The sequence below is a fragment of the Chryseobacterium sp. AG363 genome (assembly GCF_003610675.1).
Classification (GTDB): domain Bacteria; phylum Bacteroidota; class Bacteroidia; order Flavobacteriales; family Weeksellaceae; genus Chryseobacterium; species Chryseobacterium cucumeris.
Window position 1 is genome coordinate 638,133 of record NZ_RAQF01000002.1, and the last position, 17,904, is coordinate 656,036.

The window sequence follows — 17,904 nt, forward strand, 5'->3', positions numbered from 1 at the left end:
CATGTTGTTTAAGTATTATTGGTATTGTTTAAATTTACTTCATTGATAATGATTTAATAATTAAATAATAATAATGATGAAAATAAAGCGACTTCTTTTACCTACTTTGCTGATCTCAGCAATTTATCATGCTCAAACTCTTCCGGCAGCAAGAAATGAAACTGAAGAGGATGAAGACATCGAATACGAATTAAGGCACAAGTCCCAACCCTGGTTTTCTGAAATGAAGGACAATGCCGATTACTTCAAAGTAAAAGCGAGTTTCGACAAGTATTTTGGCAATCACAGGTGGGAAAAAAGCAAGCCAAGAAGTATTGGCGAAGACTGGTTAAGAACAAAGTTGTTTTATCTGGATAATCAGGGGAAAGTTACCCCTGAACCTTTATTGTTCAATCAACCTAAAGTAAAAAATGTAGCCTTATTATCTACACAAACACAAGTTGGTGACTGGACAATAATAGGACCGGTAAATAGTGCAAGTACAAACTATTCCGATAAATATAATCATGGAGGGTATGTGTTTTTAATCAGGATAGATCCTACCAATGCTCAAAAGATGTTTGTATCCTTCGTAACCGGAGGGCTATGGCGTACTATAGATGGAGGAACGTCCTGGAATCTTGTAGACAACGGTTTTCCTGATTCTAAGTATAATGACATTGACGTATGTATTGCTAATCCGCAAACAGTGTATGCATTAAGCGATACCCAGGTCATTAAATCTATAGATGGCGGGCTTAACTGGACTGCCACCACGATGACTTCCGCAAACTATTCTGGAAAAGCTTATGATATTGCAGTTTCTCCTTCAAATGCTAATATTGCTGTTGTTCACTGGGGAACTTCATTGTACAGAACAAGTGATGGCGGAAATACCTGGAGTGCCGTTCAAACCGGTCTTTCTGCAGATTATCAGATTGGAGATTCTTCAACGCAGAGTGAATCTTTGGAATGGGATCCGAATGATGGGAATTCGGTTTATTTTGCCAGCTCATCAAACAATAATATTTTTAAGGTTTATAAATCAACTAATCAGGGAGCTAGCTTTACCCAATTAAATTCTACTACCTTAGATACTACTGCCAATGGGCAAATTGTTGGTTGGGTTAAAGTTTTTTTACCCACAAATAATACTTCTTCGTTCTATGTAGCAGCAGGCAGTGGTGCTAATGCCTATGGGCATCAGGCGGTTAACCTTTATAAATTTAATAAAGCTACCGGAGCCGTTGAAAATTCAAGAATCAATATGGTTCCTGGTTCCGGAGGAATTAACAGTCTGCATCATGGCGACATACAAATGGACCGTAATGATGAAAATAAGATTGTATATGGAACTTATGGAGTGGGTCAAATCAGGATTTCCACAGATAATGGAGTAACCTTTACTACTCCTGCGTCATACACTCATTCTGATATCAGATCCATGGATTTCGTGAACGGAAAATTTGTAACAGGAAGTGATGGGGAAATGGCAGCATCCGGCAATTTGGGAGTCACAATGACTACTTTAACCAACAGTATTGGTAATCATGAACTTTGGGGTTTCGGAAGTGCTTTCAAAACCAATCTGGTTGCATCGGGGAATAATCACGGCCCGGTAATGATTAAGGAAAGTGCCAATGGTTTTGATTGGTATAACGGAACAGGGGCAGATCAGGGGAATACGGACGTTAATCCGTTGGATGACCGGTATATTTACAGCCAGGGATATAGTAATTACCGGTATTTCAGGACCGGCGTGAATACACTGATTAATGAACCTAATTTCCTGGATTTAGGAGGAATTTATGCTTATTTTAATTCCATAGAATTCCATCCCAATAAATACTATACCATGATTACCCATCATGCAGGTCAATATCCGACAGGTAATCCGAATTTGGCAACATGGAAAAATTCTCTTATTAAAACCGAAGACAACGGAAATAGTATATCTATTGTAAAAACCTTTGGCAATCAGGTATTCAGAGAAAAGATTTCTGCTAAAAATCCCAATGTAATGATTGTTGTTGAAGGTTTAACCAATAATAAACTTTGGAAAACGACAGACGCTGGGCTTACGTGGACTGATATTACCCCTAATACGACAGTAACTTCCGGACAAACCAATATATCAGATATTGCCATTGGAGATGATGATCCAGACAAAATATGGATAACTTACAGCGGTGTTCAGTCTGTATGCAAAGTATTAAAGTCAGGTGACGGAGGAGTAACCTGGACTAATCTCAGTTCTTCTGTACTCACGACTTCTCCGATTACGAAAATTATTTTCCAGAGAGGATCAAACGACGGTGTGTATGTAGGCAATAAAGCAGGAATATTTTACAGAAATAATGTGATGCAGAATTGGGTAATGCTGGGTAATGGCTTGCCCATGTGTGATGTACGTTTTATGTTCATCAATTACAATGAAAATAAATTAAAAATAGGAACATCCAGAGGTGCATTTGAGCATGCTTTATATGAGATAAGTCCTCCCAGTGCTTTAATATCAGTTGGAAATAATAAAATTAGCTGTCCGGTTGCAGAAAAAGTCCAGTTTAAAGATTATTCCGTTGTACGTAATGCCAGTGCTACATGGCAATGGAGCTTTCCGGGAGGAACACCCTCTACTTCCACATTAGAAAACCCATTGGTTTCTTATGCGGGAGCCGCGAACGGAACCTATCCCGTAACTTTAACGGTGACAGATCAATATGGAACAAGCACGCAGACACTCAATAATTTTATTGAAATCAATAATCAGTGTGGAACAAGCCAGCCTGACAAAGTTCCTGGAAACAGTATAAAACTTACAGGTCAAACCACAGGTGATTATATTAAAATAGATAACGCTAACCTTAATAAAAATTCTTTTACATTCTCTTGCTGGATAAAACCCAACGGTATCCAGACCGATTACAGTGGTGTTTTTATGTCTCAGGATGGCAGCAATCCATTTGGAATGAATTTCAGAGAAGGCAACAACACAATCGGCTTTCACCCGGGCTGGAGCTGGTCATCCGGTTTGCAGGCTCCTGTAGGGCAATGGTCACACATCGCATTGGTAAGCAACGGAACGAATGTAAAAATATATGTTAACGGAAAAGAAAGTATAAATAATACAGCATTACCGTCTGAAGTTTTCAACCTCTTGTTTTTAGGAAGCTATGGAAGAGGATATACGAACAGATTTACCCAATTGGAAATGGATGAAGTTGCAATCTGGAACAGACCATTATCTATTGATGAAATCAGACAATGGAGACATTTGACAAAAAGTATTGCCGGAGATCCTATTTTAAATGGATTGGTGTATTATCTTCAGTTCAATGAATCGACCGGGAATATTACGGTTAATAAAAACAACTCAGGAACTTTTGCATCTTATCAGGGAACAGGATATACAAGATTAACTTCAAATGCCCCGGTTTTTGAAGGAGTAAGTGAAAAAATGAATGTTACGTCTTCTGGTGTGAAAGACTTTACAACTGCCGGAGTTGCTATGGAGTTTAATTCAGGTACTTATCCGAATGGAGATGTATGGATATCAAGAGGTACAATTAATCCTGACCAATTACCAAATACGGATACTAATTTTGAGTTCTATACGATTATAAACAATTATGGGACAAATCTTACATTTTCACCGCTTACATCGTTATCATTTTATAAAAATGCAGGATTTGGCAATTATCTGAATCCATCTTCTTACAGTCTCTTCAAAAGAGGGAGTAATGACTTTGGAAGCACCTGGGGAACAAGCGTCGATAATGCAGATCAGGTTTCCGGTACAGGTCTTAATACAAGGGTTACTTTTAACACAAATTTAAATGTAAATTCTTTCAGTCAGTTTTTCCTTACCAATTCATCTTCTGCATTATCCAGAGTTAATTCCGAGGTTGCGAAAAATCAGTTGCCAAGAATTGTTCCCAACCCGTCTGCTCAGGGCACTCCAATCTCAGTCCGCGTGCCAAAATCTTGGGTAGGCTCACAATTAATTATTTATGATATGTCCGGTAAAAAAGTAGCAGAAATATTCAGTTTAAAATCTGAAGAAAACATTATACTGAACCTTCCAAAAGGAGCATATATCGCATCTTACATATCTAAAACCAATACATCTCAGGAAAAATTCATCATTAAATAAATTAAAAAAACAATATTTGATTTATAAGGTATGTCAGTTGACATACCTTATTTTTTGATTGTCCTGTTTCTAAAATTTTATAACCTTAATAAGGATTTCAGATACTTGTGTTCCGAAAAGAAGGTTGGGACCTTATGCTTTTGTAACAAAAAATTAATCCACTTAACATTAGGTTTTTGATAAGTTAATATTCGACGATTTAGATTTAAAATCCTATTAACAGAGAAAAAGCGCTAAAAAAATAGTTTTGCAAGGTCTAATAAATCAAATAAAAAATGAAGAAAAAACTACTAGCAGTGGGAGCTTTGGCTATACTGGCCAGTTCTGGTCTTCAGGCGCAGACCTTGATATTCAATAAGAATGCGTCATGGAGCTATAAAGATAACAACCAGGCGCAGCCAGCCGGTTGGAATGCCCAAACCTATGATATTTCAACATGGGCAGTAGGAAACGGCCCGTTAGGATATGGAGATCCTGTAACTACCACAATCAATTCAGGGCTTACTACAGCCTATTTTGCTAAAGATTTTACGGTAGATCTTTCAACGCTTTCCGATACTATGGAGTTTGGTGTGATGAGAGACGATGGTATTATTGTATACCTTAACGGAGAAGAAGTTGTAAGAGATAATATGCCTGCAGGTGCTGTTACATTCAATACTTTCTCCAGTACTACTATTGATGGGGCAGCAGAGAGTGTTTATAACATTTTTTCAATTCCAAAATCAAAATTTGTAAACGGTGTTAACAGATTTTCTATTGAATTACATAACAGAAGTACAACCAGTTCAGACTTAAGAATTGATGCTTATCTGAAAACGACTACCAATACAACTATTCCTGTAGCTTGTAACGGAACGCATATCAGCTGTTTTACTTCAATTGTTCCTACAGCACAAACCAATAAGTTAATTATTCCGGCTGAACACAAATACCAGCTTATCTTAAAAGAAGGAGACAGCTATACCGAAGGCGGAGGATTGGTAGGAGGTCAGAATGACTTTACCGGTTATGTCCCAAAAACAGGAAGCAGTACGAACGGATATCTTTCTGTCAACCATGAAACGAATCCCGGAGGAGTTACCATGGCAGAAATCAACTATAACGCGACTTCAAAACTTTGGCAGCTGACAAAATCAAGAGCGGTAAGTTTCTCAGATCCAAGTTTGGTACAGACGATCAGGAACTGTTCCGGAGGAATTACGCCGTGGGGAACTATAGTCACTGCAGAAGAATCTGTAACTTCCAATGATGTGAACAATGACGGTTATAAAGATTATGGCTGGCTGGTAGAGATTGATCCTGCTACTGCTCAGGTTATATCTAAAAACCCTAACGGGACAAAAGGTAAGCTTTGGCAGATGGGAATCATGAACCACGAGAATGTGGTGATCAATAATGCGGGAACTATAGCGTATTATGGAGAAGACGGTGGAACTCACTTGGTGTACAAATATGTAATGGATACTCCTAATGATCTCTCTTCTGGAAACCTTTATGTATTAAAACTGGATCAGGGATTAACGGCTGCAGGAGATCCGGTAGGAACTACAGCGACATGGATTCAGGTTCCGAATAAAGAAAAAGTAGATCAGAATAATACCAATACCAACGCCCTGTCATTAGGTGGAACAAAATTCAACGGGGTAGAAGATGTTGATATCAGCCCGCTGGATGGTAAAATCTATTTTACAGCCAAAGGATTAGACAGAGTATACCGTTTACAGGATAACGGAACTACTGCTTCTCAGGTAGAAACATTTGTAGGTGGAAGTTCTTCTGTATATTCTTTCAATACAGCTCAGGGAATGAAATCTGAAGCCTGGGGAGACGGAAATGACAACCTTACTTTCGATGAACTTGGAAACCTTTGGGTACTTCAGGATGGTGGTAAAAACTATATCTGGGTCATTGCTCCGGATCATACACAGGCCAATCCGAAAGTAAGACTATTTGCTTCTATGCCGGCTGGTTCGGAACCTACAGGATTGACATTTACACCTGATCATAAATTTGGTTTCTTCTCTATTCAACACCCGGATTCAACAATTTCTACAGATGTAGATGCTACAGGAAATACGATTGATTACAGAGGGAAATCAGCAACAATTGTTATTGCCCTTAAAAATAATCTTGGAACTGAAGGAACTTTAGGAACTATTGATACTAAAATTGAAGAGAATACAGTAACGGTAGCACCGAACCCAACTTCAGGAGTGGTAAAAATCAATTCAGCAAAAGGATTGAAAGATATTTCTGTAACAGCTTACAGCATGGACGGGAAAATCGTTTACACGAAGAAATTCAACGGAACCAATAAAGTATTGGATCTTGATTTCACACAACAGTTAGAAGGATCACGAGTTTTAGTTTTAAATATTGAAGCTGAAGGAGGATTCCAGAAAACAGTTAAACTTGTAAAGAAATAAATTATTTATAATTCTTGTCTGTCGGCAGCTTTGGTTGCTGGCAGACCTTTTATTTTTATGAAAAAGCTTTTCTTATTGATTTCCATCATCTCACTTTCTCAGATCAAAGCACAGATTGATCCGGTGAAATATCCTACATTTACCAATATTGAAGATGCTTTAAAAAGTAAAAAAGCGGTTTACAGTATAAGTTTCAGAGAAAAAGGTCTTTTCAATATTCCTCCTCAGATTGTAAAACTGGATTCATTATTCTTTTTGAATATCATGGCGAATAAGCTTGAGAAAATGGATCAGGAACTTTTTGCTTTAAAAGAACTGGAAATTTTAAATGTGAATGAAAACAGCATTAAATTTATTCCTGATGAGGTAAGCAATCTGAAGAAACTGACTACTTTTTCTATGAATCTGAACAGCTTGACAAGCATTAATCCTAATCTTGCAAAGCTTCAGAACCTAAAAGTGGTACATTTTGATGCTAATAATCTAAATACATTTCCCGAAGCCCTTATGGAAATTCCCGCGTTGGAAGAAATCAACCTTCAGGGAAACCAGATAAGCTTTATTGCAGACAAACTGGATCAGATCAAAAATCTGAGATTCCTGAACCTTTCAGATAACCAGATCAATGATCTTGGAAATCTGTCTTTTCCGGAAAATTTAAAATATCTTGAACTGCAGCAGAATGCTATTATCAGGCTTCCGGAAAACCTTTTTAAAGCAAAGAAGCTTGAATTTCTGAATGTAAGCGGAAATCATATCACAGAAATATCGCCCAAAGTAAAAGGGCTGAAAAATATCGTCAGCATGAATCTGGCCAATAATGATCTGAAAGACATTCCTGTAGAAATCAAACAGCTTAAAAATCTGAAAACATTGATTCTTACAGGAAATCCTATAGAAAAATCTAAAATTGAAAACTTAAAAACCTTACTGCCGGAAACCCAGATCTATTTCTAGAATTATCCGCCAACACGTTTGGTTTTATATCCCATTTCTTTAAGGATATTCATTATTTTATCACGGTTATCTCCTTGAATGATAATCGTTCCATCCTTCTCAGAGCCGCCTATACCCAAGGTGGTTTTTATTTTTTTTGAGATTTTTTTCAGGTCTTCCTCGCTGCCTTCCCAGCCTTCAACAATCGTTACAGGCTTACCGTTTCTTCCTTTTTTCTCAAATTTGCATACCAATGGCTCTTTCTGCTTGAATTCTTCTTCAGGCATCTCAAAATCCTGCTCTTCATGATCAGGAAAAAGATTCTTCAATTGATCTCGTAAATCCATACCGCAAAATTAAAAAGAATTAGCGATTAATGAACTGAAATAATCAACGAAATTTCAATTTTTGAAGCCTGTCAGGTTCAAACCTTGACAGCGTTTATTTCTATTCTGTATAAATTTTTATATTTTTAAACCGTTTGATAAGATATCTTTAAAAACTAATATGAAAACCAGATATATTTTTACATGTCTTCTTTTAGCCTCCGGAATTGCAAAAGCACAGACAGGTTTCTCCACCGATCCATTGAACGCTGTATTTGAAACCAGAGATACAGACCGGTTCTGGAAAGCATTCGATAAAATGGATGCTTCAAAAGAAAATCCTTTTAAAGATTATATCAGCAACGGATCTCAGGGCGTAAAAGGTTTTATGGAATACCGCATAATCAATGCTGATTCGTTATATACAATGGTAAAAAAGAGAAAAGAAGATTATCTTAAAAGCCGGAATGTTCTGCTCGGAATCAACCAAAAAGAAAAAAAAATCAGGGCTGTTTACAGTGCATTGAAATACTGGTATCCACAGGCAAAATTTCCTCCTATATATTTTGTATACGGAAGGTTTAATACAGGAGGAACATTTACTAAAGACGGCATTATGATCGGTACCGAAACTCTTCAGAATCTGGATGGCATTGCAGGACTTGTTTCACATGAGACGATTCACTTTCAACAGGATATCAAAGGAACTGATAACCTGTTAAAATATACTTTAAGTGAAGGGAGTGCCGATTTTATCAGTGAATTGGTGTCTGGAGAAACCAACAATAGTCCGTTTTATCAATATGGAGAAGCAAATTTTGTTCAATTGTGTAAAGAATTTGTAACGGTACTTAAGAAGAATGATCCTACAGACTGGCTGTACGGAACCAGTAAAAAAGATAACAGGCCTAACGATCTGGGCTATTGGATGGGATATAAGATTTCTGAGGCGTATTTTAATAAACAGTCAGATAAGCATAAAGCTATTGACGACATCTTACATATTCAGAATCCTCTTCTGTTTCTTAGGGAGAGTGGCTTTCTGGATCAGTATATCAGAGAATATGCAAAGCAAAAAAACATAAAATTCGAAGATTTTTTTAAAGAATAATACGGAATGCTGCGGGTAATTTAAAAGTTCATCATTATACGAACCGTGTCAAGGTTTAAAACCTTGACATGGTTAAAATTTCAAAAGCAATCAATTGATCATTAGCAATCCATAAAATTCAAGACTTCAAATTCTTCTATTCATAGGAAATTAGGTAAATTTGTCTAACAAAAGTTTTACAAAATGTCGAAAAAAGCAATACTGGCCATTCTTGACGGATGGGGATTGGGAACAAACCCTAACGTTTCTGCAATAGATAAAGCAAATACACCATTCATAGACAGCTGTTACCAGAAATTTCCACATACAACGCTTGAAGCGAGTGGGCTGGCGGTAGGCTTACCAGCCGGACAGATGGGAAATTCTGAAGTAGGACACATGAACCTGGGAGCCGGAAGAGTAGTATACCAAAACCTGGTGAAGCTGAACATGGCCGTTGAAAACGGAACATTGGGCCAGGAAAAAGTGATTCAGGACGCCTTTGAATACGCCAAAAAAGAAAATAAAAAAGTACATTTCATCGGACTGGTTTCCAATGGAGGAGTACACTCACATATCAATCACTTAAAAGGATTACTGACCGCTGCAAAAGAGTTCGGTTTAAATGAGAATGTTTTTGTTCACGCATTTACCGATGGCAGAGACTGTGATCCACATTCCGGATTAGGGTTTATCGATGAACTTCAGAAACATATGGAAGCAACTACCGGAAAGCTGGCAACAGTGGTAGGAAGATACTATGCCATGGACAGAGATAAAAGATGGGAGCGTGTAAAATTAGCTTACGGTGCCCTTGTGGAAGGAATAGGAGAACAGACAACGGATGCTTTGGCAACAATCAAGATGTATTATGATAATAATGTAACCGATGAGTTCCTGAAGCCTATTATTTTAATGAATACCACTGCTACAGGAAATGTAGTGCCGGTAGCAAGAATCATTGAAGATGATGTGGTGATCTGCTTCAATTTCCGTACAGACAGAGGACGAGAGATTACAGAAGTTCTTTCCCAGAAAGATTTCCCGGAATTTGGAATGAAGAAGCTGAACCTGTATTATATCACATTGACAAACTATGATAAAACATTCCAGAATGTACAGGTTGTTTTTGATGAAAATGTTCTGACGGAAACCATGGGTGAAATTCTTGAGAAAAATGGAAAAACCCAGATCAGAATTGCAGAAACAGAAAAATATCCTCACGTTACTTTCTTCTTTTCAGGAGGAAGGGAAGAGGAATTTAAAGGGGAGAGAAGACTGCTTTGCCCAAGCCCGAAAGATGTTCCTACCTACGATCTGAAACCGGAAATGTCGGCATATGATATCACCAATGCTATCGTGCCGGAACTGGAGCAGGGAACTGCTGATTTTGTCTGCTTAAATTTCGCCAATACAGATATGGTAGGCCATACAGGTGTTTTTGAAGCAGCAGTGAAGGCAGCAGAAGTGGTAGATCAATGTATAGAAAAAGTGGCTACAGCTGCCTATGAAAACGGATATGCTGTTTTCATTCTTGCCGATCACGGAAACTCAGATGTAATGATCAATCCGGACGGAACTCCAAATACTCAGCACTCTACAAACCTGGTTCCTTTTATCGTGATGGATAAAGACCATACATGGAACCTGAAGCCTGGAAAACTGGGCGATGTAGCCCCTACAATCCTTAAAGTAATGGGTGTTGAAATACCAGATGCAATGACTGGAGAAGTTTTGGTTAATTAATATTCAATAATATTGTTAAAAAAATGCCGTTATGCTTTAGTAGCGGTATTTTTTTTATGATTTATGTCAGATAAAGTATGCAAGTCATACTTTATTATGCGTTAAATAATAAATAAATCATATCTTTGTAAATTAAAACTGAATAGTAAAATGTATCAAAAGCTTGTTAGGAAAGAAGTAATGGGATTATTGGAAAAGGAAGTAGGTTCTTTTCTTGATAAATTTTTAACGCCAATTGAAAAAATATGGCAGCCTTCCGATTATTTACCAGATCCTTCAAGTGAAGAATTTAAACACGATTTAGAAGAAATTCAGACCTTTGCCCGTGAAATGCCTTATGATCTTTTTGTAACATTGATTGGGGACTGTATCACAGAAGAAGCTCTTCCTTCCTATGAGTCTTGGTTAATGGGAGTTGATGGAATCAATCAGGAAGAAAAATTAGGCTGGGCCAATTGGGTAAGAGCATGGACTGCTGAAGAAAACAGACACGGAGATTTATTAAACAAATATCTTTATCTGTGTGGAAGAGTAAACATGAGAGAAGTGGAAATTACCACTCAATACCTGATTAATGATGGCTTCGATTTAGGAACCAGCATGGATCCATACAGAAACTTTATTTATACAAGCTTCCAGGAAACAGCTACCAATATTTCTCACAGAAGAGTTGGTACATTGGCTAAACAATCAGGAAACGGAAAATTAGCAAAAATGTGTGGTGTGATTGCTGCAGACGAAGCAAGACATGCTAAAGCATACAAACATTTCGTAGCAAAAATCCTTGAAGTAGACCCTTCAGAAATGATTCTGGCATTTGAAGATATGATGCGTAAGAAAATTGTAATGCCTGCCCACTTAATGAGACAGTCCGGACAAAAAGCTGGTGAACTTTGGGGACATTTCTCAGATGCTGCACAAAGATGTATGGTCTACACAGGTCAGGATTATATCAATATTATGAAAGACCTTTTAGATGAATGGAAAATTGAGCATGTAAAAGGACTTACAGAAAAGGCAGAAAAAGCTCAGGAATACCTGATGAAACTTCCTGCAAGGCTACAGAAGATTACAGACAGAGTTTCTACTCCGGATCTTCAGTTCCAGTTTAGCTGGGTAAAAAGCTAATTAGATCTATTATTATTTAAAATATAAAAGTATTGAGTGCCTTTCTTTTTGGCACTCTTTTTATTTCTTATCTTTGCAAAGCTAAAAAAAGAACAAAATGTTAAATAATAAAAAGATTGCTGTTGACTTTGACGGGACTATTGTTGACGATGCTTACCCGGCAATTGGAAAACCGAAAACTTTTGCATTCGAAACTTTGAAAAGACTTCAGTCTGAAGGATTCAGATTGATACTTTGGACATACAGACACGGAAAAACATTAGATGAAGCGGTAGAATTCTGTAAAAAAAACGGAATAGAATTTTATGCTGTGAACTCAAGCTTTGAAGGAGAAGTTTTTGATCCTGAAAATCAGTCCAGAAAATTAGATGCAGATTGGTTTATCGATGACAGAAATTTAGGTGGATTTCCGGGATGGGGTGAGATCTACAATATTATTCAGGAAAGAATAGAATTCCGCGTTGAAGGAAAAGAAGTTCTTGCCTATTCAAAACTTAAAAAAGAAAAGAAAAAAGGACTTTTCTGGTAGAATAAAACAATTTAAATTTAACAGTGTACCAATTTACCAATCCATATTGTTACACTGATCTATTAATACATTGGTAAATTAATACAATGATTCAATTAAAAACAATAGACGAATTACGTCTGATGAAGGAGAGTGCCCGACTGGTTTCTAAAACATTGGGAATGTTGGCAAAAGAAATTAAACCGGGGATTACTACCTTATATTTAGATAAACTGGCTCATGATTTTATTAAAGATCATGGTGCTGAGCCTGCATTTTTAGGCTACGGAGGATTTCCGAATTCTCTTTGTATCTCTCCCAATGAGCAGGTTGTTCACGGTTTCCCAAACAATGATGTAGTAAAAGAAGGAGATGTTCTTTCTGTAGATTGTGGCGTTATTTTGAATGGTTTCGTAGGAGATCATGCTTATACTTTTGAAATCGGGGAAGTGAAACCTGAGGTTAAAAAATTATTGCAGGTTACCAAGGAATCTTTATACAAAGGAATTGAGCAGGTTGTCAGAGGAAAAAGAATAGGAGATATCTCCCATGCCATCCAGACACATTGTGAAAAGGAAGGGTATGGAGTAGTAAGAGAGCTTGTAGGACACGGATTGGGAAGAAAAATGCACGAAGATCCGCAAGTTCCTAACTATGGAAGACAAGGAAGCGGAAAAGTAATTAAAGACGGTTTAGCCATTGCAATCGAGCCGATGGTTAATATGGGAACTGAAAAAGTAAAATTCCATAATGACGGTTGGACAGTAACTACTTTAGATAATTTGCCTTCTGCTCACTTCGAGCATGATGTAGCTGTGATCAATGGTAAGCCGGTATTGCTTTCTACATTTGATTATGTATACGAAGCTTTAGGGATTGTAAGTGATGAAGAAAAGCAGTTCCAACTGGATTTTTAATGAAAAAGGTAACTAAGCTTTTACTGAATAAAATTCCACGTCCTATGCTTATTAAAATGAGCATCTGGGCTAGACCGCTTATTTATCAGTTTTTCAAAGGAGATCAGTTCTTTGATCCTATTGATGGAAGATCTTATAGAAAATTCCTTCCGTATGGATATGGAAAACAAAGAGAAAATGCTCTTTCTCCCGGAACGTTAAGTTTGGAAAGACATCGCCAGATGTGGCTGTATCTTCAGAATGAAACCGATTTTTTCATTAAGAATTATAAAGTCCTCCATATTGCGCCCGAACAGGAATTTTTAAGGAAATTCAAGAGAATGAGCAACCTGAATTATATCTCTGCAGACCTATATTCTCCTATTGTAGATGTGAAGGCTGATATTCTGGATTTACCTTTTGAAAATGACAGTTTTGATATCATTTTCTGTAACCACGTTCTGGAACATATTGAAGACGATGCAAAAGCAATGAGCGAGCTATACAGGGTAATGAAGCCCGGCGGGTGGGGAATTCTTCAGGTTCCGATGAAAAATTCATTAGAGAAAACCTATGAAGACTTCACGATTAAAGATCCAAAAGAACGTCAGAAACATTTCGGACAGTACGATCATGTTCGTTGGTACGGAATGGATTATTTTGACCGTTTAAGAAAGGCGGGCTTCGAAGTAGAACAGAACTTCTATTCACAGACATTCTCTGAAGAAGAAATAAAAAAATTCGGATTAAGACATAATGAAATCTTACCTGTAGTTTATAAGAAATAAAATAAAAACCGTTTCAGCCAGTGAAACGGTTTTTTTATTTACATGAAACGTTCTGTTTTTATTCTTTGACAAAAGGGTAGGACTTATAATTTTCTATCGTTACAATATATTGCCCTTTCTGTAAATTGCTTGTATCAACTGATGTTTTGTTGCTGTTGGTTGTAGTCTCAAATACCAGTTTTCCTGACAAATCGTAGATCTTAAGAGGAAGGTTTTTCTCAATATTTTCGAGATGCAAAACTTCTTTTACAGGATTTGGATATGCTTTAAACGTTTTCGTTACTGCAGCAGTCTCTTTAGTGCTCAATTGGTCAGTATTGTTATAGTAAATTTTGTTTCCTGAAGGATCTGTAATCACCAAAGTTTTTACAATTCCGTTGGTTGTTATTTGGTAACTGTAAATTGAGGCATATGCTCCTAAGCCATAAATATCACAGTTTTTCTGATCATAAGCACGAACAGGTGCTGCATTTCCGCCATTATAAAATAAAAGAGTACATGCACTTGATGTTTTGATCAGATTGTTGCTTCCGGGCATAATCCCAAAGCCCATCATAGAGGTGTTATAATATCTAGAATTGATAACATAGCTCGTTCCTCCCGCGGAATTAAATGTAGTTGCGGGAACTCCATTATCTATTAAAGGTGTATTGGTAGTCTGGCCACTGCTTGTTACCATTTTGGAAATATACCAGTTATTGGAAATTAATTCAGAGGTTTGCTGGGCAGTTAGTAAGCCACCTGCTAAAAGGAATAGAATTTTTTTCATAGGTTAAAAGTTTCCGATAAAGATATAAAAGAATTTCTTTTTCTTGTCAAATAAATTAAAACCTGAAAATGATTAAAAAAAACCGCCTTCAATACGAAAACGGTTCCCACTTTTAAATATAGATAGAAATTTATGCGCTTTTTAATGTGATGAGGATACAGCCTTTAATCCTACCACAGAACCTATAAGTGTTACAATAAAAAATACTCTCCAGAAACTTACAGGATCCTTAAAGAATATAATTCCCATTAAGGCAGTTCCTACTGCTCCAATTCCCGTCCATACCGCATAAGCAGTACCGATAGGTAAGGTTTGAGTAGCCTTGATGAGTAAAAGCATACTGATTGTCATTGTTACCAGGAAACCCGCGTACCACAGGTACATTTCAGTTCCTGATGTTTCTTTTGCCTTTCCCAGACATGATGCGAAGGCAACTTCAAATAATCCTGCGATAACTAATATTAACCAATTCATTTTTTAAAATTTTACTACTGCAAATTTCAGAATTTGACAGGAGAAAAAATTTTACAATTGTTAAAAAATGAAATTAAAGAAAGAAAGATGGGAGCTGGAAGAATGAAGATAGAAATGAAAGATTTGTCATATCAATAGGAGCGGACTTTAGTCCGCTTATAATATAAAAGATCATTCCGTTGGCTTTAGCCCAAACATAAATTAAGGATCAAAGAATTTTTTAATCTACTTGATTTCGGCCCGTATTCTACTCAAACTTACCTGAGTAATCCCAAGATACGACGCAATATACCCCAGCTGAACCCTTTTTAACAGTTCAGGTTGATACGCCATAATATCTTTATAACGTTCCAGAGAAGTTTTGAACTGTCTGGAAATAATCAGTTCTTCAGACTTTATCATTTCTGCTTCTGCCAGCTTTCGTCCCCAGTTGGCAATATGGATATCTTCATTGAACAGTTTTCTTAGGTTTTCTGTTTCCATTCTGTACAGATCACAGTCTTCCAGAAGTTCAATACTTTCATAGCCGGGTTTGTCCTCCACATAGCTTTTCATAGAGAGAATACATTGTCCCTCGCTTCCGAACCAGAAAGTAATATCATTGTCAGCTGTTGAAGAATAAGCCCGTGCGATCCCTTTTCTTATAAAATAAAGATAAGGAATCACTTTATCAGCTTCCATCAGACAAAAGCCTTTAGGATGGGAAACTTCGGTGATATACTCTTTTAAACTGTTTTTTGAGGTCTCAGGAAGGAGGTAAACCTTATCAAGAATCTGGTCTATATTCATAAAGATGAATTCTAATAGTCAAAAATATCAGTTTTAAGTAATGCAATACAAAATTATCAGATATTTTTTATCAGAAATATTGCAATATGTATAATCAAAAATTTTTCTGATTTCAATTTATTTATTGTCAATACTACAAAGGAAAAGAGCAAAATTTTTCTCCATTGGAGAGGTTTCAAAAATTCAAAGAATTTTTGACCGCTTGGTGAGCCCGGCAATTGTGATCCAGGGGAAATTTCCTTTTCTCACACTGTATTTAGGCATATAACTCTCTTTTTTCTTTTAATTGTTAAGATTAACCGTAAAGACCAATTTTGTTTTACTAACTTTGCAGTTCGTAATATTATTTTTATGCACAAAGCTGGATTTGTAAATATAGTTGGAAAGCCCAATGCGGGAAAATCGACCTTGCTTAACCAATTGATGGGAGAGAAGTTGGCGATTGTAACGCAGAAAGCTCAGACAACCCGCCACAGAATTTTTGGTATTTATAATGAAGATGATCTTCAGATTGTATTTTCTGATACTCCGGGAGTATTGGATCCAAAATACGGACTGCAGGAGAAAATGATGGATTTTGTAAAGGACTCTTTGCAGGATGCTGACGTTTTCCTGTTTATTGTAGATGTTACCGATAAAGCAGAACCATCAGAATTTTTAATTGATAAACTGAATAAAATTCCTGTTCCTGTACTTCTTCTCTTAAATAAGGTAGATCAGACGGACCAGGCAGGTCTTGAAAAATTGGTAGAAGATTGGCATGCAAGAATTCCAAAGGCTGAGATTTTACCTATCTCTGCATTGAATGCCTTCAATACAGAAGTTATTTTACCTAAAATAAAATCTTTGCTTCCTGAGAATCCGCCTTACTATGATAAAGACCAGTACACAGATAAACCTGAAAGGTTCTTTGTTAATGAGGCTATTCGTGAGAAAATCCTTTTGAACTACGATAAAGAAATTCCATACTCTGTAGAGGTAGTGACTGAACAGTTCAAAGAGAAAGAAGGAATTATCTTTATAGACTCTATTATTTATGTAGAAAGAGATACTCAAAAAGGAATTATAATCGGGCATAAAGGAGAAGCGATTAAAAAAGTTGGAACTGAAGCCAGATTGGACCTTGAGAAGTTTTTCACCAAAAAAATTCATTTAAACCTTTTTGTAAAGGTGAAAAAAGACTGGAGAAAGAACGACAGGGATCTTAAAAATTTCGGTTACAGATAGACTAAAATAGCCTGTAATCCCGTTGTATTAAAAGATTTTTTACTACCTTAGTATAAATTTTTTAGTACATGAACTATAATAATTCAAATTTCAGCTCAATACCTAAAGATATTATTTTATTGGCAGTAAGAGTGTTTGTTGGTTTTGCCATGCTTTCTCATGGTTTTCCAAAGCTTCAGATGCTATTGACTGGTGGTAAAATCGAATTTTTTGATTTTATGGGATTGGGACCACAGGTGTCATTGATTCTTACGGTTTTTGCTGAATTTGTATGTTCAATACTCCTGATATTAGGGCTTTTTACAAGAGTTGCTCTGGGATTTTTAATCTTTACAATGATCATTGCAGGTTTTGTGGTACATGGAGCAGATCCATTCGAAAAAAGAGAAATGAGCCTTATTTATCTTTCTGTTTATCTTTTGCTTATGGTAATTGGAGCTGGAAAAGTTTCAGTAGATCATATGATTGAAAGAAGAAAAAGAGCTTCAGACTGGTAATCTTACAACCATACAAAATAAGGAAGGCACTTCAGAAAATGAAGTGCCTTTTCTGTTATTAATAATTACAGTTAGGTAAGCATTCCCAGATCAGGGCTCCGTTTTCATCTCTTACTCTGCAAGCCATAAAGCCTGCATCACATAGTGGAGTATTTCCTCCCTTAATCAA

15 protein-coding genes are annotated in these 17,904 nt (G+C 36.7%); 11 read left to right on the forward strand and 4 right to left on the reverse strand.

Going from position 1 to position 17,904, the window contains the following annotated elements:
* The first annotated feature begins 73 nt into the window (after positions 1-73).
* From DEU39_RS02850 to DEU39_RS02860, 3 genes are all read left to right on the forward strand, one after another.
* Positions 74-4,132, forward strand: coding sequence for a LamG-like jellyroll fold domain-containing protein (locus tag DEU39_RS02850; protein WP_120230870.1), 4,059 nt, complete (start codon positions 74-76; stop codon positions 4,130-4,132).
* 275 nt (positions 4,133-4,407) lie between these two features.
* Positions 4,408-6,561: an alkaline phosphatase PhoX gene (locus DEU39_RS02855; RefSeq protein ID WP_120230871.1), complete on the forward strand. Its 2,154-nt coding sequence runs from the start codon at positions 4,408-4,410 to the stop codon at positions 6,559-6,561.
* Between the two features lie 57 nt (positions 6,562-6,618).
* Positions 6,619-7,518, forward strand: a complete 900-nt coding sequence (locus DEU39_RS02860; RefSeq protein WP_120230872.1) for a leucine-rich repeat domain-containing protein — start codon at positions 6,619-6,621, stop codon at positions 7,516-7,518.
* 2 nt (positions 7,519-7,520) lie between these two features.
* Here DEU39_RS02860 and DEU39_RS02865 read toward each other — a convergent pair whose 3' ends face one another.
* Positions 7,521-7,844: a translation initiation factor gene (locus DEU39_RS02865; protein WP_002979957.1), complete on the reverse strand. Its 324-nt coding sequence runs from the start codon at positions 7,842-7,844 to the stop codon at positions 7,521-7,523.
* 160 nt (positions 7,845-8,004) lie between these two features.
* Between DEU39_RS02865 and DEU39_RS02870 the strand changes: the two genes are divergently transcribed.
* From DEU39_RS02870 to DEU39_RS02895, 6 genes are all read left to right on the forward strand, one after another.
* On the forward strand, positions 8,005-8,934 hold the full coding sequence (locus DEU39_RS02870) for a DUF2268 domain-containing putative Zn-dependent protease (RefSeq protein WP_120230873.1): 930 nt from the start codon (positions 8,005-8,007) through the stop codon (positions 8,932-8,934).
* A gap of 183 nt (positions 8,935-9,117) precedes the next feature.
* Positions 9,118-10,659: a 2,3-bisphosphoglycerate-independent phosphoglycerate mutase gene (gene gpmI, locus DEU39_RS02875; protein ID WP_120230874.1), complete on the forward strand. Its 1,542-nt coding sequence runs from the start codon at positions 9,118-9,120 to the stop codon at positions 10,657-10,659.
* Between the two features lie 150 nt (positions 10,660-10,809).
* Positions 10,810-11,787 (forward strand): acyl-ACP desaturase, encoded by a 978-nt coding sequence (locus DEU39_RS02880; protein ID WP_047431293.1) that lies wholly within the window; start codon positions 10,810-10,812, stop codon positions 11,785-11,787.
* Positions 11,788-11,884: 97 nt separating this feature from the next.
* The gene (locus DEU39_RS02885; protein ID WP_062670258.1) at positions 11,885-12,316 is read left to right on the forward strand and encodes a BT0820 family HAD-type phosphatase; all 432 of its coding nucleotides are present in this window, start codon (positions 11,885-11,887) and stop codon (positions 12,314-12,316) included.
* Positions 12,317-12,402: 86 nt separating this feature from the next.
* The gene (gene map, locus DEU39_RS02890; protein ID WP_062670256.1) at positions 12,403-13,212 is read left to right on the forward strand and encodes a type I methionyl aminopeptidase; all 810 of its coding nucleotides are present in this window, start codon (positions 12,403-12,405) and stop codon (positions 13,210-13,212) included.
* The gene (locus DEU39_RS02895; protein ID WP_120230875.1) at positions 13,212-13,979 is read left to right on the forward strand and encodes a class I SAM-dependent methyltransferase; all 768 of its coding nucleotides are present in this window, start codon (positions 13,212-13,214) and stop codon (positions 13,977-13,979) included. Before map ends, DEU39_RS02895 begins: the two co-directional genes overlap by 1 nt.
* Before the next feature lie 58 nt (positions 13,980-14,037).
* On the opposite strand, the gene DEU39_RS02900 is transcribed toward DEU39_RS02895, so the two are convergent.
* From DEU39_RS02900 to DEU39_RS02910, 3 genes are all read right to left on the reverse strand, one after another.
* Positions 14,038-14,748 carry a T9SS type A sorting domain-containing protein gene (locus tag DEU39_RS02900; protein WP_120230876.1) on the reverse strand — a complete coding sequence of 237 codons (711 nt, stop codon included), beginning with the start codon at positions 14,746-14,748 and terminating at the stop codon, positions 14,038-14,040.
* Between the two features lie 141 nt (positions 14,749-14,889).
* The gene (locus DEU39_RS02905; protein WP_034696733.1) at positions 14,890-15,222 is read right to left on the reverse strand and encodes a DMT family transporter; all 333 of its coding nucleotides are present in this window, start codon (positions 15,220-15,222) and stop codon (positions 14,890-14,892) included.
* Positions 15,223-15,447: 225 nt separating this feature from the next.
* Positions 15,448-16,011 (reverse strand): Crp/Fnr family transcriptional regulator, encoded by a 564-nt coding sequence (locus DEU39_RS02910; protein ID WP_120230877.1) that lies wholly within the window; start codon positions 16,009-16,011, stop codon positions 15,448-15,450.
* Positions 16,012-16,362: 351 nt separating this feature from the next.
* Here DEU39_RS02910 and era point away from each other — a divergent pair, with 351 nt between their 5' ends.
* A complete protein-coding gene (era, locus tag DEU39_RS02915) occupies positions 16,363-17,238 on the forward strand; it encodes a GTPase Era (protein WP_062670247.1) in 876 nt (291 codons plus the stop codon).
* 68 nt (positions 17,239-17,306) lie between these two features.
* A complete protein-coding gene (locus DEU39_RS02920; RefSeq protein WP_120230878.1) occupies positions 17,307-17,735 on the forward strand; it encodes a DoxX family protein in 429 nt (142 codons plus the stop codon).
* Positions 17,736-17,904: the final 169 nt, after the last annotated feature.

What these genes read in the sequence shown, in the direction of transcription:
- DEU39_RS02850 (WP_120230870.1), top strand. Translation starts at nt 74, where the DNA reads ATGATGAAAATAAAGCGACTTCTTTTACCTACTTTGCTGATCTCAGCA.
- DEU39_RS02855 (WP_120230871.1), top strand. Translation starts at nt 4,408, where the DNA reads ATGAAGAAAAAACTACTAGCAGTGGGAGCTTTGGCTATACTGGCCAGT.
- DEU39_RS02860 (WP_120230872.1), top strand. Translation starts at nt 6,619, where the DNA reads ATGAAAAAGCTTTTCTTATTGATTTCCATCATCTCACTTTCTCAGATC.
- DEU39_RS02865 (WP_002979957.1), bottom strand. Translation starts at nt 7,844, where the DNA reads ATGGATTTACGAGATCAATTGAAGAATCTTTTTCCTGATCATGAAGAG.
- DEU39_RS02870 (WP_120230873.1), top strand. Translation starts at nt 8,005, where the DNA reads ATGAAAACCAGATATATTTTTACATGTCTTCTTTTAGCCTCCGGAATT.
- gpmI (WP_120230874.1), top strand. Translation starts at nt 9,118, where the DNA reads ATGTCGAAAAAAGCAATACTGGCCATTCTTGACGGATGGGGATTGGGA.
- DEU39_RS02880 (WP_047431293.1), top strand. Translation starts at nt 10,810, where the DNA reads ATGTATCAAAAGCTTGTTAGGAAAGAAGTAATGGGATTATTGGAAAAG.
- DEU39_RS02885 (WP_062670258.1), top strand. Translation starts at nt 11,885, where the DNA reads ATGTTAAATAATAAAAAGATTGCTGTTGACTTTGACGGGACTATTGTT.
- map (WP_062670256.1), top strand. Translation starts at nt 12,403, where the DNA reads ATGATTCAATTAAAAACAATAGACGAATTACGTCTGATGAAGGAGAGT.
- DEU39_RS02895 (WP_120230875.1), top strand. Translation starts at nt 13,212, where the DNA reads ATGAAAAAGGTAACTAAGCTTTTACTGAATAAAATTCCACGTCCTATG.
- DEU39_RS02900 (WP_120230876.1), bottom strand. Translation starts at nt 14,748, where the DNA reads ATGAAAAAAATTCTATTCCTTTTAGCAGGTGGCTTACTAACTGCCCAG.
- DEU39_RS02905 (WP_034696733.1), bottom strand. Translation starts at nt 15,222, where the DNA reads ATGAATTGGTTAATATTAGTTATCGCAGGATTATTTGAAGTTGCCTTC.
- DEU39_RS02910 (WP_120230877.1), bottom strand. Translation starts at nt 16,011, where the DNA reads ATGAATATAGACCAGATTCTTGATAAGGTTTACCTCCTTCCTGAGACC.
- era (WP_062670247.1), top strand. Translation starts at nt 16,363, where the DNA reads ATGCACAAAGCTGGATTTGTAAATATAGTTGGAAAGCCCAATGCGGGA.
- DEU39_RS02920 (WP_120230878.1), top strand. Translation starts at nt 17,307, where the DNA reads ATGAACTATAATAATTCAAATTTCAGCTCAATACCTAAAGATATTATT.